The sequence below is a fragment of the Pseudomonas sp. 5.2 genome, assembly GCF_059025405.1.
The window spans coordinates 181904-196144 of sequence record NZ_JBYBHH010000007.1 but is presented as its reverse complement, the minus strand read 5'-3'; the positions used below and the strand labels follow the sequence as shown (position 1 = coordinate 196144).

Annotated in this window: 11 protein-coding genes; 7 read left to right on the top strand and 4 right to left on the bottom strand. The window is 62.9% G+C overall.

The window, feature by feature from the left end:
- Positions 1–115: 115 nt before the first annotated feature.
- The 3 genes from capA to AC5PZ0_RS13285 form a co-directional block, all read right to left on the bottom strand.
- Entirely contained in the window at positions 116–2200 is a 2085-nt protein-coding gene (gene capA, locus AC5PZ0_RS13295; protein ID WP_493855157.1) for a caprolactamase subunit alpha, read from the bottom strand.
- Positions 2201–2213: 13 nt separating this feature from the next.
- Positions 2214–3959 carry a caprolactamase subunit beta gene (capB, locus tag AC5PZ0_RS13290; protein WP_493855156.1) on the bottom strand — a complete coding sequence of 582 codons (1746 nt, stop codon included), beginning with the start codon at positions 3957–3959 and terminating at the stop codon, positions 2214–2216.
- A 313-nt stretch (positions 3960–4272) separates the two neighbouring features.
- Positions 4273–5127: a LysR family transcriptional regulator gene (locus tag AC5PZ0_RS13285; RefSeq protein WP_493855155.1), complete on the bottom strand. Its 855-nt coding sequence runs from the start codon at positions 5125–5127 to the stop codon at positions 4273–4275.
- A 93-nt stretch (positions 5128–5220) separates the two neighbouring features.
- On the opposite strand from AC5PZ0_RS13285, the gene AC5PZ0_RS13280 reads away from it, so the two are divergent.
- The gene (locus tag AC5PZ0_RS13280) at positions 5221–5652 is read left to right on the top strand and encodes a multidrug/biocide efflux PACE transporter (protein ID WP_493855154.1); all 432 of its coding nucleotides are present in this window, start codon (positions 5221–5223) and stop codon (positions 5650–5652) included.
- A gap of 4 nt (positions 5653–5656) precedes the next feature.
- On the opposite strand, the gene csiR is transcribed toward AC5PZ0_RS13280, so the two are convergent.
- On the bottom strand, positions 5657–6355 hold the full coding sequence (csiR, locus tag AC5PZ0_RS13275) for a DNA-binding transcriptional regulator CsiR (RefSeq protein WP_027593509.1): 699 nt from the start codon (positions 6353–6355) through the stop codon (positions 5657–5659).
- 196 nt (positions 6356–6551) lie between these two features.
- Between csiR and glaH the strand changes: the two genes are divergently transcribed.
- From glaH to proP, 6 genes are all read left to right on the top strand, one after another.
- Complete coding sequence (gene glaH, locus AC5PZ0_RS13270; RefSeq protein WP_085272973.1) at positions 6552–7529, top strand: glutarate dioxygenase GlaH; 978 nt, start codon at positions 6552–6554, stop codon at positions 7527–7529.
- Positions 7530–7551: 22 nt separating this feature from the next.
- Positions 7552–8802, top strand: coding sequence for an L-2-hydroxyglutarate oxidase (gene lhgO / locus AC5PZ0_RS13265; RefSeq protein ID WP_493855153.1), 1251 nt, complete (start codon positions 7552–7554; stop codon positions 8800–8802).
- Between the two features lie 181 nt (positions 8803–8983).
- Complete coding sequence (gene gabP / locus AC5PZ0_RS13260) at positions 8984–10375, top strand: GABA permease (RefSeq protein WP_027593506.1); 1392 nt, start codon at positions 8984–8986, stop codon at positions 10373–10375.
- A 119-nt stretch (positions 10376–10494) separates the two neighbouring features.
- Entirely contained in the window at positions 10495–11388 is an 894-nt protein-coding gene (locus AC5PZ0_RS13255) for a PA4780 family RIO1-like protein kinase (RefSeq protein WP_027593505.1), read from the top strand.
- A gap of 217 nt (positions 11389–11605) precedes the next feature.
- Positions 11606–12580 (top strand): porphobilinogen synthase, encoded by a 975-nt coding sequence (gene hemB, locus AC5PZ0_RS13250; RefSeq protein WP_027593504.1) that lies wholly within the window; start codon positions 11606–11608, stop codon positions 12578–12580.
- Positions 12581–12722: 142 nt separating this feature from the next.
- The gene (gene proP / locus AC5PZ0_RS13245; RefSeq protein WP_027593503.1) at positions 12723–14225 is read left to right on the top strand and encodes a glycine betaine/L-proline transporter ProP; all 1503 of its coding nucleotides are present in this window, start codon (positions 12723–12725) and stop codon (positions 14223–14225) included.
- Positions 14226–14241 lie beyond the last annotated feature (16 nt).

Below are 14241 nucleotides of genomic sequence, written 5' to 3'. Positions count from 1 at the left end.
AAAGGAACTGCAGGCAAGCTACTCAAGCAGCTCTTGTTATTGTGCAAAAACGCCCGGCAGCGCAACGCTGCCGGGCGGGTGTCACGCCCATGATCGGCGCGTGCCGACCCTTTGATCAAGCCCCGCGTGTCACCCGGTACGTGGCCGAAGGTTCCAGGCAGGCCTGCCAGCCTGGCGGCACGACGATGTTGGTGGTGTCCTCCTCGATCACACAGGGGCCTTGCACCGTCTGCCCGGGCAGCAGGTGGTTACCGTTGAACACCGGGGTGTGCTGCCACTCGCCGTCGGCACTGAACAGCATCGGGCGCTCGCCCGCCGGGACTGCAGCAGGTGGCTGGGCCGGCCCCTGCAGTTCTGGCTGCGGTGGACGCGGCAGGTGACCGATCACCGAGCACTCCAGGTTGACCAGTTCTACCGGGCTGCCGGGCTCACTGTACGAGTACAGCGTCTGGTGGCGAGCGTGGAAGGACTCGATCAACGCTGCCAGCCCGTCGCTGTCCAGGCTGTGACGCTCCAGCTCCACGCTGCACTCATGGATCTGCCCGCTGTAGCGCATTTCCAGGGTGTAGTGGCAGCTGCTGGCCTGGTCGCCGAAGCCGTCTTCACGCAGGTTCGCCAAGCCTTGCTGGCGCAGTTCGGCCAGGGCCTGGTTGAGCTGCGCGAGGTCGGCGTGTTCGGCGTCCAGGCGCATCGACAGGCTGGTGAGCTGGTCGTAGCGCACATCCGAAAGGATCTGGCCGAAGGCGCACAAGCCAGAGGCCACCTTGGGGATCAACACGGTGTGCATGCCAATTTCTTCGGCCAGGCGCACCACGTGCATACCCGCTGCGCCACCCGCGCCAATCAGGGCGAAGTCGCGCGGGTCGTGGCCGCGTTCGATGGAGACACGGCGGATGCCGTTGACCATGTTCAGGTTGACCAGGGTGGTAACGCCAAACGCGGCGCGCTCAACACTGATGCCCAGCGGTTCGGCGATCTTGCTGCGGATGGCCTCCAGCGCAGCCTGGCGATTCAGCGTAATACTGCCGCCCAGCAACGCACGGTCTGGCAGGTAGCCCAGGGCCAGGTTGGCGTCGGTCACGGTGGGTTCACTGCCGCCTTTGCCGTAGCACACCGGGCCAGGCTTGGCGCCCGCACTACGGGGCCCGACCTGCAGCATGCCGAACTCGTCGAGGTGCGCGATGGAGCCACCGCCGGCACCCAGTGTCTCCACCTGGATCATCGGCACGCCGATGCGCTGGCGCAGGAAGTCCACATCCTTGCTGAAGTTGGTGCGCCCGGCATTGGTCAGGGTGATGTCGAACGAGGTGCCCCCCATGTCCACGGTGATGACGTTGTCGATGCCAAACGGGCGGGCGACCGAGAGCCCCGCCTGGGGCGCCGAAGCCGGGCCGGAGTTGATGGCATTGACCGCGCGCTCACGCATCAGGTGGCCGGGCGCCAGGCCACCGTTGGACTGGAAGTAGCGCACCGGTTGCTGGGCGCCCAACTCCTCGAACAGGCTGTCGATACGCGCCACGTAGCGCGCCATCACCGGGCTCAGGTAGGCGTTGACCACGGTGGTGGAGGTGCGGGTGTATTCGCGGATTTGCGGGAACACTTCAACGCCTGTGCAAACGAACACCCCGGGCAGCGCTGCCCTGACCAGCTCGGCGGCACGCTGCTCATGGCTGGGGTTGCGCACCGACCAGAGGAAGGAAATGGCCACCGCTTCCACGCCTTCGGCGCGGAAGTAGTCGATAGCCTCACGCACCGCGCGCTCGTCCAGCGGGCTGTGCTCGCGGCCATCGCCGAGGATCCGGCCACCGATCGGGCGCCGCAGGTGACGCGGGGCGAGCATGTGCGCCGGCGGGTAGTGGGCGTCATAGCGGTGGCCCTCTTCCTTGTGGCCCAGGCGGATTTCCAGGCTGTCTTCGTGGCCCTCGGTGCACAGCAGGCCGACCTTGACCCCGGTGCGCTCGATCAGGGCGTTGAGGGCGACCGTGGTGCCGTTGATGCACAGGTCGCAGTTGGCGATGATCTCGGCCGGCGTGCGGCCGGTGGCGTCGGCGATTTGCGCCAGGCCCGCGCGGATGGCCAAGGTGCCGTCCTGCGGCGTGGAAGGGGCTTTGAACAGCTGCACGCCGCCATCGCGGTCAGCCAGGATGAAATCGGTGAAGGTGCCGCCGGCGTCGATGCCCAGGCGATATTGATTGCGCATGATGGGTCTCCGGTCAGTGCAGGTCGCGGGCAAGGCGGGTGGCGGTTTCGTCGAGGTGGCCGTCAGCATCGACGACCACGCCGTATTCCAGGGCGGCGCCGTGGGGCGAGACCAGGTCGTTGCGCAGGTCTTGCAGCACGGCGGCTACCGGGCGGCGCAGGGGGTCGCCATAACCGCCGCCCCCCGGGTTGATGTTGATGATCCGCTCGCCGGGCTGGAGGGTGAGCATGGGGTTCTGGGTGTAGTGGTCTTCCGAGCCATCGGCGTGCCGGTGGATCAGGCGGCCGAGTTTGGGCTCCAGCAGGGCATTGCGGGCCCCGGCGGCGCCTGCGGTGGGCAGTTGGCGGCCCTCGCCGAAGCCGACCACGGTCATCGCGTGTTGCAGGGGCTCGATCTCCAGGCGGGTGCCGGAGCCGCCGCGAAATTCACCGGCGCCGCCACTGTCGGCCATCAGGCTGTAGCGGTGGATGAGTATCGGGTAGGCGTGCTCCAGCAGTTCGATGTCACCGCTCATCAAGGCGCCGAAGCAGCACAGCGGCCCACAGGCATGCCAGCCATCCATGACTTTATTGGCCCCCGCGCCGGCAATGATCGAGGCCAGGACCATGGTCACGTACTCGCTGTTGCCGTTGCGTGGGTCGTGGCCGGCGATGTTGATGCCGCTGGTATGGCCCCAGGAGGCCGTGACCCGCTGCGGCGAGGCTTGCTCCAGTGCCGTGCGCACGGCATCGGCCAAGGTTTCCATCGGAGTCGTGGTGCAGTTGACGTGGGGGGCTGGTTCCTGGGCGTTGCACAGCGTGCCCTTGGCGCCGACATCGACCGTGACGCAGCGATACAGGCCTTCGTTGTAGGGCGGTGCGACCTGGGCGAACATCATCAGGCCAAGGTACACACCCGACACCGAGTTGCCCTCGTAGGAGTTGATGAAGTAGGGCACCTGCGGCGGGCTTTCGATACGCACATGGGCTTGCTCGCCGCGTATCTCGACATGCGCGGTGATGGCCAGTTCGCCCAGGCCGTGGCCGGCGTCTTCGAGCACGGCGGTGCCGCGGTAGTGGCCGTCCGGCACGTCACGCAGCAAGGCGCGCATGTGGCGGTCGGCCATGTTCTTCAGCTCGGCGATGCAGGCACGCACTTGCTCCACACCGTACTTGTCGAGCAAGTCGAGCAGGTGCCGCTCACCGACTTTGCAGGCGCCGTACTGGGCGTTGAGGTCGCCCTCCTGATAGGGGCGGGCGCGCATGTTGGTGAGCATGAAGTTGATCACGTCTTCGCGGCGTTTGCCCTTTTCCCACAGCTTCACGGGCGGGATGCGCAGGCCTTCGGCATAGATTTCCTTGGCGTCCGGGTTGTAGCCGGCCGGTACCGGGCCGCCGATGTCGGTGAGGTGGCCTTTGCATACAGTCCAGAACACCAGCTCGCCCTGGTAGTACACGGGCTTGTACATGCAGCAGTCGAGGATATGGCTGCCCTTGTACGCCGGGTCGTTGTGGTAGATCACGTCACCTTCGGCGATATCGTCACCGAAAAACTCGGCCACGCACTTCATGGCGGGGATCAGTGAACCCAGGTGGATGGGGATGTCCTGGCCTTGCAGGATCATTTCGGGGAGGTGGTCGAACAACGAGTTCGAGTAATCATGGGCCAGGTTGAACACACTGGAGCGGCCGGTCTTTTCCAACGTCAAGGTCATTTCGCGCTGCGCTGTTTCCAGCGCACCCCGGACCACCGCAAGGGTGATCGGATCTACTGTTTTCATAGGTCACCAACGTTTGTTCTTGTGCTTTTGGGTGCGTGCCGCAGTGATCGGCGCGTGGTGACAGGCTACGGGGCGAGCGGGGTGGCTGACTTGTCGGTGGGTGTACTGCTTGTTGCGCTTGGGTGCACTGTTTGGGCGGCTTTAGCCCATCATCCTGTGGGAGCAACTGTCTTGCGCCATTTCTAAAAATTGACGCATTAAGTGGGAGCGGGCTTGCCCCGCGAACACCGGCGAAGCCGGTGCCATGCTCCGCGTAGCCCCATTCGCGGGACAAGCCCGCTCCCACAATGTTCACTATTGTCTGGTCGATTTCCTACACGCCCAGCAACCGCTGCACCAGCCATTGCCCGGCTGGGCCGAGGGCGCGGCGGCGGGACCAGGCGATGTCCATGTCGACGCGGCGCGGATAACCGGCCACCTGCAATTCCACCAGGCCGCTGCCAAAGCGCGTGACCAGGGCCTTGGGCAGTTCTGCCCAGCCAAAGCCACGGGCGGCGAACTCCAGCAAGGTCAGGTAGTCCGGCGCCGACCAGGCCTGGCCGCGGTCGTGGTGCAGGCTGGGGGCGTAGGTCTTGATGTACAGCTGGCGTACGGTCTCCAGGTGTTGGCGCTGCACTATGCGCAGCGCCGCCAGCGGGTGCTCGGCGCTCACGTACACACAAAACTCCGCCTGCTCAGGCAGGCGCGCCACGGCGACATCGGCGGGGTACTGGCGCTGCGCGGCAAGAATGCCGATCTGGGCCATGTCCTGCTGCACCAACTCGATCACGTCAGCGTCTTCCGAGGGCCCACAGCGCAGCTCGGTATGCGGGTAGCTGTGTGCGAAGCCGGTCATGACCGCGCTTTGGAAGGTGACGCTGTAGCTGTCCGACATCACCACCGAGACCAACGCCTCAACGTGCTCAGCCAGCCTCAGTGACAGGGCGTCGAGCCCGGCACTGGCGTCGAGGATCGCTTCGACATGGGGCAATACCTGGCGCCCGGCAGCATTGAGCGTAGGGTGGCGCCCGCCGCGGTCGAACAGGGGGCAGCCGATATCCGCCTCGAAATTGGCTATCGCAATGCTGACGGTGGACTGGCTTTTCTTCAGTTTGCGGGCCGCCGCAGAGAACGAGCCCAGCGAGGCGGCTTCGACAAAGGCAAGCAAGGCTTCAGGTGAGTAGCGCATAGGTATTGATAAAACCGATAGGAGCTATGTCGCGAGTATCTGTTCCATCAAAGAAAATAGGAAGCACGTCTCAAGCAAATGATGGAATTCAAGATGAAAAAGGTCTCTTTCACCGAACGCATGGTCCATGCCGTAGGTTATGAAGTATTCGCTGTGCTGTTGTGCGCACCGCTGTTGTCCTGGGTGCTGGGCAAGTCGTTGGCAACGGCCGGGGGGCTGGCGGTGACCCTGTCGGTCATCGCCATGGCCTGGAACGTGGCCTATAACGCACTGATCGACTGCGTCGTGCAAACCGAACGGGTTGCCTGGAAGCCTTGGACGCGTGTCGCCCATGGCCTGGGCTTCGAGGCAGGCCTGGTGGTGTGGTGCCTGCCCGTGGCGGCCTGGATGCTGGATATTTCGCTGCTTCAGGCGTTCATGGTCGAGCTGGGCTTCTTCGTGATCATCCTGCCCTACACCGTGGTGTACAACTGGGCGTTCGACAAAGCCCGGCACTATGTGGTCCAGCGCCAGGCTGCCGCCTAACGGCCTACTCCCCGCGCCCGATGCCCTCGGCATGCATGATCTGCGCGATGATCGGCACGGGGGTCATCAGGTGCGAGTGCATCATGGCGCTGGCGCGCTTGGCGTCGCGGGCCAGAATCGCCTCCACCAACGCCGCGTGCTCCTGGCGCTTGAGTTCAAGGGCCTGCTCGGAAAACACCGTCTGCGTCAGCCACAGATGCCGATAACGCTCGGCCTGGTCGAACAGGTAGGTGCGTGCCTGCAGCAAGTGCTTGGAGCCGCACCCGGAGGCGATGGCGGTGTGAAACGCCTTGTGCCGCTCGTCCCAGACGTCCAGGCGTTGCTCGCGGGTTTTCACTTCCACCACTTTGGCCAAGGTATGCGAACAGGCCAGCACCGAGGCCTCCCAGGCGTCGTCGCCGCGTTCGATGGCCAGGCTGATGATCATGGCTTCCAGGTTGGCGCGGGCATCGTAGATGTCGTTCATCTCCGCCAGTGACATGGGGGCGACACGGTAGCCCTTTTGGCTGATGGCATTCACCAGGTGCTCGGCCACCAACTGCGAGAGCGCCTCGCGCAGGGGCCCTACACCCAGTTCGTAGCGGTCTTTGAGGGTGCTCATCAAGAGCTTTTCCCCCGGCTTGAACACACCACGGATGATGTCCTTCTTGAGCCTCTCATACCCGCTGAATGCTGAATTTTGTCGGGGCGCGAGCGCTTCCAAGGTCCTGTTCCTCAAAACGTTTTGCCGATCATACCGAAACCACTGGCGGACGAAAAACAATGGACATACGCGCTCTTTATCTTCGTTTTATAAAAATGTAGACATTTTTGTTTAGTGGCGATATTTTTGCTTCGCCTGCACTGATCCAGATCACACACTGGGCGGCGCCACTCACTTTTTCTGCCAGGACCTAGCCATGAACGCTTTTACGCAGATCGACGAACTTGTCATGCCGTTGCCACTCGAACCGCGGGGTTACACCATCGCCCCTTCGAAGCAGTCGCCGCGTCTGCTAGAACTGACCTTTGCCCGCGAGACCGTGGAGGCGTTCGTGAAGGCCGTGGCCGAATGGCCGGTGCAGGCGTTGGAGTACAAGTCGTTCTTGCGTTTCCGGGTGGGTGAAATCCTGGATGAACTGTGCGAAGGCACGCTGCGCCCGGTATTGCTCAACACCATCCTCGACCGCGCCAGCGGCGGCATGCTGATCACCCCGGTCGGGCTGGATGACGTGAGCCAGGCCGAGGACATGGTCAAGTTCACCACCGCCTGCGCCCACCTGATCGGTCGCTCCAACTACGACGCCATGAGCGGCCAGTACTACGCCCGCTTCGTGGTCGTGAACAGCGACAACTCCGACAGCTACCTGCGCCAGCCACACCGCGTCATGGAGCTGCACAACGACGGCACCTTCGTGAACCAGATCACTGACTATGTGCTGATGCTGAAGATCGACGAAAAGAACATGGAAGGCGGTAATTCGCTGCTGCTGCACCTGGACGACTGGGAAGACTGCGACGCGTTCTTCCGCCACCCGATGGCGCGCCGCGAGATGCGCTGGACCGCGCCACCGAGCAAGAAAGTGGCCGAGGACGTGTTCCATTCGGTGTTCGATACCGATACCGAAGGCCGGCCGACCATGCGCTACATCGACCAGTTCGTGCAGCCGGAAAACTTCGAGGAAGGTATCTGGCTGAACGCCTTGTCCGAATCGCTGGAGGGCAGCGACAAGAAACTTTCCGTTCCGGTGGCGGTGGGCAGCTTCGTCTTGATCAATAATCTGTTCTGGCTCCACGGCCGCGACCGCTTCACCCCGCACGATGGCTTGCGCCGCGAGCTGATGCGCCAACGCGGCTATGTCGCCTTCCCCAAGCCGCTGTACCAGCGCGGCCAGTAAACACGGCGCGGGAGGTAACACTGTGTACGACTTCATCATCATCGGCGGTGGCATTGTGGGCATGTCCACTGCCATGCACCTGATCAAGGTGTACCCGGACGCCAAGATTCTCCTGTTGGAGAAAGAGTCCGGCCCGGCCCGCCACCAGACCGGGCACAACAGCGGCGTGATCCATGCCGGGGTGTACTACACCCCTGGCAGCCTCAAGGCGCGCTTCTGCCTGGAAGGCAACAAGGCGACCAAGGCCTTTTGCACCGAGCACGGCATCGCCTTCGATGAGTGTGGCAAGCTGCTGGTGGCCACCAACGACCTGGAAATGCAACGCATGAAGGCGTTGTGGGAGCGCACCGCGGCCAATGGCCTGGAGCGTGAATGGCTGTCTGCTGCCGAGCTGCATGAGCGCGAGCCCAACATCGTCGGCCTGGGCGGGATCTTTGTCCCCTCCAGCGGCATCGTCAATTACGCCGAGGTCACGGCGGCCATGGGCCGTCAGTTCCAGCGTGCCGGTGGCGAGATCCGCTACAGCGCCGAGGTGATTGGCCTGGAAGAGCGCGCCAGTGAAGTGATCGTGCGTACCTGCAGCGATGAGTTCCACAGCCGCTTCCTGGTCACCTGCTCGGGGCTGATGGCCGACCGCGTGGTGAGCATGCTGGGCATCCAGACCAATTTCGTGATTTGCCCGTTCCGCGGCGAGTACTACTTGCTGCCCAAGCAGCACAACCAGATCGTCAACCACCTGATCTACCCGATTCCGGACCCGTCCATGCCGTTTCTGGGCGTGCACCTGACGCGGATGATCGACGGTACCGTGACCGTCGGGCCAAACGCGGTACTGGCGATGAAGCGCGAAGGTTATCGCAAGTCCGACGTCAGCCTTGGCGACATGTTCCAGACCCTGACCACACCCGGCATCCTCAAGGTGCTGGCCAAGAACCTGCGGCCGGGCCTGATCGAGATGAAAAACTCGCTGTTCAAGGGCGGCTACCTCAAGCAGGTGCAGAAGTACTGCCCGAGCATCACCAAGGACGACCTCACGCCATACCCGGCGGGTGTGCGGGCACAGGCGGTTTCACGCGATGGCAAGCTCATCGACGACTTCCTCTTCGTCAACTCCGCGCGCAGCGTGAACGTGTGCAATGCGCCGTCGCCTGCCGCCACCTCTGCCATTCCGATCGGCGCCTACATCGTCGAGAAGGTCTGCGAACAAGTCAGCCGCCAAGGGGGCGGCTCGCTCAAGCCTGACTTGGTGGGCAAGCAGCGCGCTGCCGGCTGAGGCGGCAGCTAACCCCGGCGGATCTGCGTTTCGTTTTACTCAACCCGTCCTTGCCCTACTCACCATTTAGGGCAGGGCGGGCTTTTTCGCGCCCGCGTTCGCTAGCCATGCGCGCCCGCGTTCGCTAGCCATGCGTGCTGACGGCTTAGCGCGGGCATGACAAGAATAAGAAGGTAAGACCATGCAAACAGACAAGAACAATTTGAGTCATGGATTGAAATCGCGGCATGTCACCATGCTGTCCATTGCCGGGGTGATCGGCGCCGGCCTGTTCGTTGGCTCTGGGCGGGCCATCGCCGAAGCCGGGCCTGCAACCATCCTGGCCTATATCCTGGCCGGCGGGTTGGTGGTGCTGGTGATGCGCATGCTGGCGGAAATGGCAGTCGCTTCGCCCGACACCGGCTCGTTCTCCACCTATGCCGACCTTGCCATCGGCAAGTGGGCCGGCTACACCATCGGTTGGCTGTACTGGTGGTTCTGGGTGCTGATCATCCCCATCGAAGCCAACATTGCCGCCACCATCATCAACACCTACGTGCCGCAGATGGAGATCTGGGTATTGTCGTTGGTGATCACGCTGCTGCTGACCGCCACCAACCTGTTCAGCGTGAAAAACTACGGTGAATTCGAGTTCTGGCTGGCGCTGGTGAAGGTCATTGCCATCGTCGCCTTCATCATTCTGGGTGCCTGTGCCATTTTCGGCCTGCTGCCCAGCTCCGGTGTCAGCGGTGTTTCGCGCCTGTGGGATACCGGTGGGTTCATGCCCAACGGCTTTGGCGCGGTGCTCAGCGCCATGCTGATCACCATGTTCTCGTTCCTTGGGGCCGAGGTGGTGACCATTGCCGCTGCAGAGTCCGACGAGGCGGGCAAGCACATCTCCAAGGCTACCAACTCGGTGATCTGGCGGATCACGCTGTTCTACATCCTGTCGATCTTCATCGTCATCGCGCTGGTGCCCTGGACCGACCCACGGCTGGCCACTGAAGGCTCGTATGTCACGGTGCTGGATACGCTCGGCGTGCCGCATGCCAAGGCCATCATCGACTTCGTCGTGCTGACTTCGGTGACCAGCTGCCTGAACTCGTCGTTGTACACCGCCTCACGCATGGTCTATTCGTTGAGCCGCCGGGGTGACGCGCCGGCCTGTGCCCAGGTGACCAGCCGCAGCGGTACGCCGATTGTCGCGGTGCTGTTGTCCACCGGGGCGGCGTTCCTGGCGGTAATCGCCAACTACCTGGTGCCGGCCAAGGTGTTCGGCTTCCTAATGGCCAGCTCCGGCGCCATTGCCTTGCTGGTTTATCTGGTTATCGCCATTTCCCAGCTGCGCCTGCGCAAGCGCCTGACCGCCCAGGGCAAGACGCTGAGCTACCGCATGTGGCTGTTCCCGTGGCTGACCTGGGGCGTGATCCTGTTCATCAGCAGCGTGCTGGTGCTGATGCTGTTCCGCCCGGATCATCGCCTTGAAGTGGTTTCGACAATGGTGCTGGCGGTGTTCGTGGTGTGCTCGGGGTTGTTGATCACCCGCCGACGGGCGCGGGTGGCGCAAGGCAGTGCTGTGGGGCAGGGCGCCTAGGCGCCCGAAACACCCTGAACAGACGAACGTTGCATCACAGACGAGCAAGATCCATCAGGCTGTGAGAGGATGACCGCCACCTCCACGGCTCGGCCACAGGACCCCAGAACTCAAGCCTGATGAAGACTCCAAAAAGAATCGAACCCCTGATCGAAGACGGCCTGGTCGACGAAGTACTGCGACCTTTGATGAGCGGCAAGGAAGCAGCCGTCTACGTGGTGCGTTGCGGTACCCAAGTGCGCTGCGCCAAGGTCTACAAAGAAGCCAACAAACGTAGCTTCCGCCAGGCCGCCGAGTACCAGGAAGGCCGCAAGGTCCGCAACAGCCGCCAGGCCCGGGCCATGGCCAAAGGCTCCAAGTACGGCCGCAAAGAGGCCGAGGATGCCTGGCAGAACGCCGAAGTGGCGGCCCTGTTCCGCCTGGCCAGTGCCGGTGTCCGGGTGCCCAAGCCTTATGATTTCCAGGATGGCGTACTGTTGATGGAGCTGGTGACGGACGCCGATGGCGATGCCGCGCCACGCCTGAACGACGTGCACCTGGAAGCCGACGAGGCCCGCGAGTTCCATGCATTCGTCGTCCGCCAGATCGTGTTGATGCTGTGCGCGGGGCTGGTGCATGGTGACTTGTCCGAGTTCAATGTGCTGCTTGGCCCGGAAGGCCCGGTGATCATCGACTTGCCGCAGGCGGTGGATGCGGCCGGTAACAACCATGCGTTCAGCATGTTGCAACGTGATGTGGGCAACATGGCGCTGTACTTCGGCCGCTTCGCCCCCGAGCTCAAGAGCACCCGTTACGCGCAGGAAATGTGGGCGTTGTACGAGGCCGGCGAGTTGAAACCGGACAGCCCGCTGACCGGCGAGTACGAGGAGGATGACGAGGCTGCCGATGTGGATGGCGTGTTGCGTGAAATCGACGCCGCACGGCTCGACGACGCCCGCCGCCGGGCGGCGCTGGCCGATGCCGAGCGCGGCCCGGTCAAGGGCGAAGAACCGCCACCGCCCTGGTTGCAGTAAACAGTCACCCACAGGTACAGCGCCGCTTTTACCCAAAGCGCTGTACCTGATGGGCGCCCCCACCCCTGTGGGAGCGGGTTTACCCGCGAAGGGGCCGGCACACGCGCTGCAAACTCCCGCTATTACCCCCACCGCAAGACACAATCTCGTCATTCAGCCTTTTCACTGAAGCTCAACAGGCATATGGTGTACGCCGTCCATATTCCCTGGAGCTGTCATGTCCAACCGTTTCCCCTCCGTTCGTCCGCGCCGTCTGCGCCAGAACGAATCCCTGCGCTCGATCTTCCAGGAAACCGAGTTTCGCCTTGAAGACCTGATCCTGCCGATCTTCGTCGAAGAAGGCATTGACGATTTCGTGCCGATCACCAGCATGCCTGGCGTCAACCGCATCCCTGAAAAGCTGTTGGCGCAGGAAATCGAGCGCTACGCCCGCGCCGGCATCAAGTCGGTGATGACCTTTGGTGTCTCGCACCATCTGGACGAGGTTGGCAGTGACACCTGGAACGAAAACGGCCTGGTGGCGCGCATGGCGCGGATCTGCAAGGACACCGTGCCGGAAATGATCGTGATGTCCGACACCTGCTTCTGCGAATACACCAGCCATGGCCATTGCGGCGTGGTGCACGACCACGGCGTGGACAACGACGCCACCCTGGCCAACCTGGGCAAGCAGGCCGTGGTCGCGGCCGCAGCCGGTGCCGACTTCATCGCGCCATCGGCGGCGATGGACGGCCAGGTCCAGGCAATTCGCGGCGCTCTGGATGCCGCAGGCTTCCATGACACCGCCATCATGGCCTACTCGACCAAGTTCGCCTCGTCGCTCTATGGCCCCTTCCGCGAAGCGGGCGGCACTGCGCTCAAAGGCGACCGCAAGAGCTACCAGATGAACCCGATGAACCGCCGCGAAGCCGTGCGCGAATCGTTGCTCGACGAGCAGGAAGGGGCCGATGTGCTGATGGTCAAGCCGGCCGGTGCCTACCTGGACGTGATCGCCGACATCCGCGCGGCCTCGCGCCTGCCGCTGGCGGCGTATCAGGTCAGTGGCGAGTACGCGATGATCAAGTTCGGCGGCCTCGCCGGTGCCATCGACGAAGGGCGTGTGGTGCGTGAGAGCATCGGTGCCATCAAGCGCGCCGGTGCCGACCTGATCCTGACCTACTTCGCCATGGACCTGGCCCGCGAAGGCATCTGATCAGTAAAAGGTATTCGCGGCCCTCCAAGAGCCGCGAATACCCGCAGATGGCCTCTAGCCACAAAAAATTTACTAAGCGCTGAATTATTTTGTGTCCCTTTGTCTCTGATGCCATAGAGCATTCAGTGACAAGGAAATGGGCATGAAATCTCGCAAGAAAAGCGTCAAGCCAATTGGCTTGAAAGATATCACCATCGTCGACGACGCCAAGATGCGCAAAGCGATCACCGCTGCCGCACTGGGCAACGCCATGGAGTGGTTCGACTTCGGCGTTTATGGCTTCGTCGCTTACGCGCTCGGCAAGGTGTTCTTCCCCAACGCCGACCCCAGTGTGCAAATGATCGCCGCCCTGGCGACGTTCTCGGTACCGTTTCTGATTCGCCCGCTGGGTGGGTTGTTCTTCGGCGCCCTGGGCGACAAGTTCGGCCGGCAGAAAATTCTCGCCGCGACCATCGTGATCATGTCGTTGAGCACCTTTGCCATCGGCTTGATACCGTCCTATGCCACCATCGGCATCTGGGCGCCCATCTTGCTGTTGCTGGCCAAGATGGCCCAGGGCTTTTCGGTGGGCGGTGAATACACCGGGGCGTCGATTTTCGTCGCCGAGTACGCACCCGACCGCAAACGCGGCTTCCTCGGCAGCTGGCTGGATTTCGGCTCGATCGCAGGCTTTGTGCTCGGCGCAGGTGTGGTGGTGTTGATTTCCACCGTGCTGGGCGAGGAGAAGTTCCTTGAGTGGGGCTGGCGCCTGCCGTTCTTCCTGGCCCTGCCGCTGGGCATCATTGGTCTCTACCTGCGCCATGCGCTGGAAGAAACACCGGCGTTCCAGCAACACGTCGAGAAGCTCGAACAAGGCGACCGCGAAGGCCTGGCCTCCGGCCCCAAGGTGTCGTTCAAGGAAGTCGCCACCCAACACTGGCGCAGCCTGGTGACTTGCATTGGCGTGGTGATCGCCACCAACGTCACGTACTACATGCTGCTCACCTACATGCCCAGCTACCTGTCGCACAACCTGCATTACAGCGAAGACCACGGGGTGCTGATCATCATCGCGATCATGGTCGGCATGCTGTTCGTGCAACCGATCATCGGCCTGCTCAGCGACAAGTTCGGCCGCCGGCCTTTCATCATGGTCGGCAGTGTCGGTCTGTTCGCGCTGGCCATCCCGGCCTTCATGCTGATCAACAGCGGCGCGCTCGGGCTGATCTTTGCCGGGCTGTTGATCATTGCGGTGCTGCTGAACTTCTTCATCGGCGTGATGGCGTCGACGTTGCCGGCGATGTTCCCCACGCATATCCGCTACAGCGCGTTGGCCAGTGCCTTCAACATCTCGGTGCTGATCGCGGGGCTTACCCCGACCTTGGCGGCCTGGCTGGTGGAAAGCACCGGCAACCTGTACATGCCGGCGTACTACCTGATGGTGATCGCGGCCATCGGCCTGATCACTGGCCTGACCATGAAAGAGACCGCCAACAAGCCGCTGCGCGGCGCAGCGCCTGCCGCGTCGGACATCGATGAAGCGCGCGAGCTGTTGCAGGAGCACCACGACAATATCGAGCAGAAGATCGAGGACATCGACACGCAGATCGCCGAGCTTGAGGCCAAGCGCAAATTGCTGGTGCAGCAACACCCGCGCATCGATTAAGGGACGGGCCGAGGGT

Coding starts and splice junctions, on each gene's coding strand:
- capA (WP_493855157.1), bottom strand. CDS start 2,200: ATGCGCAATCAATATCGCCTGGGCATCGACGCCGGCGGCACCTTCACC.
- capB (WP_493855156.1), bottom strand. CDS start 3,959: ATGAAAACAGTAGATCCGATCACCCTTGCGGTGGTCCGGGGTGCGCTG.
- AC5PZ0_RS13285 (WP_493855155.1), bottom strand. CDS start 5,127: ATGCGCTACTCACCTGAAGCCTTGCTTGCCTTTGTCGAAGCCGCCTCG.
- AC5PZ0_RS13280 (WP_493855154.1), top strand. CDS start 5,221: ATGAAAAAGGTCTCTTTCACCGAACGCATGGTCCATGCCGTAGGTTAT.
- glaH (WP_085272973.1), top strand. CDS start 6,552: ATGAACGCTTTTACGCAGATCGACGAACTTGTCATGCCGTTGCCACTC.
- gabP (WP_027593506.1), top strand. CDS start 8,984: ATGCAAACAGACAAGAACAATTTGAGTCATGGATTGAAATCGCGGCAT.
- AC5PZ0_RS13255 (WP_027593505.1), top strand. CDS start 10,495: ATGAAGACTCCAAAAAGAATCGAACCCCTGATCGAAGACGGCCTGGTC.
- hemB (WP_027593504.1), top strand. CDS start 11,606: ATGTCCAACCGTTTCCCCTCCGTTCGTCCGCGCCGTCTGCGCCAGAAC.
- proP (WP_027593503.1), top strand. CDS start 12,723: ATGAAATCTCGCAAGAAAAGCGTCAAGCCAATTGGCTTGAAAGATATC.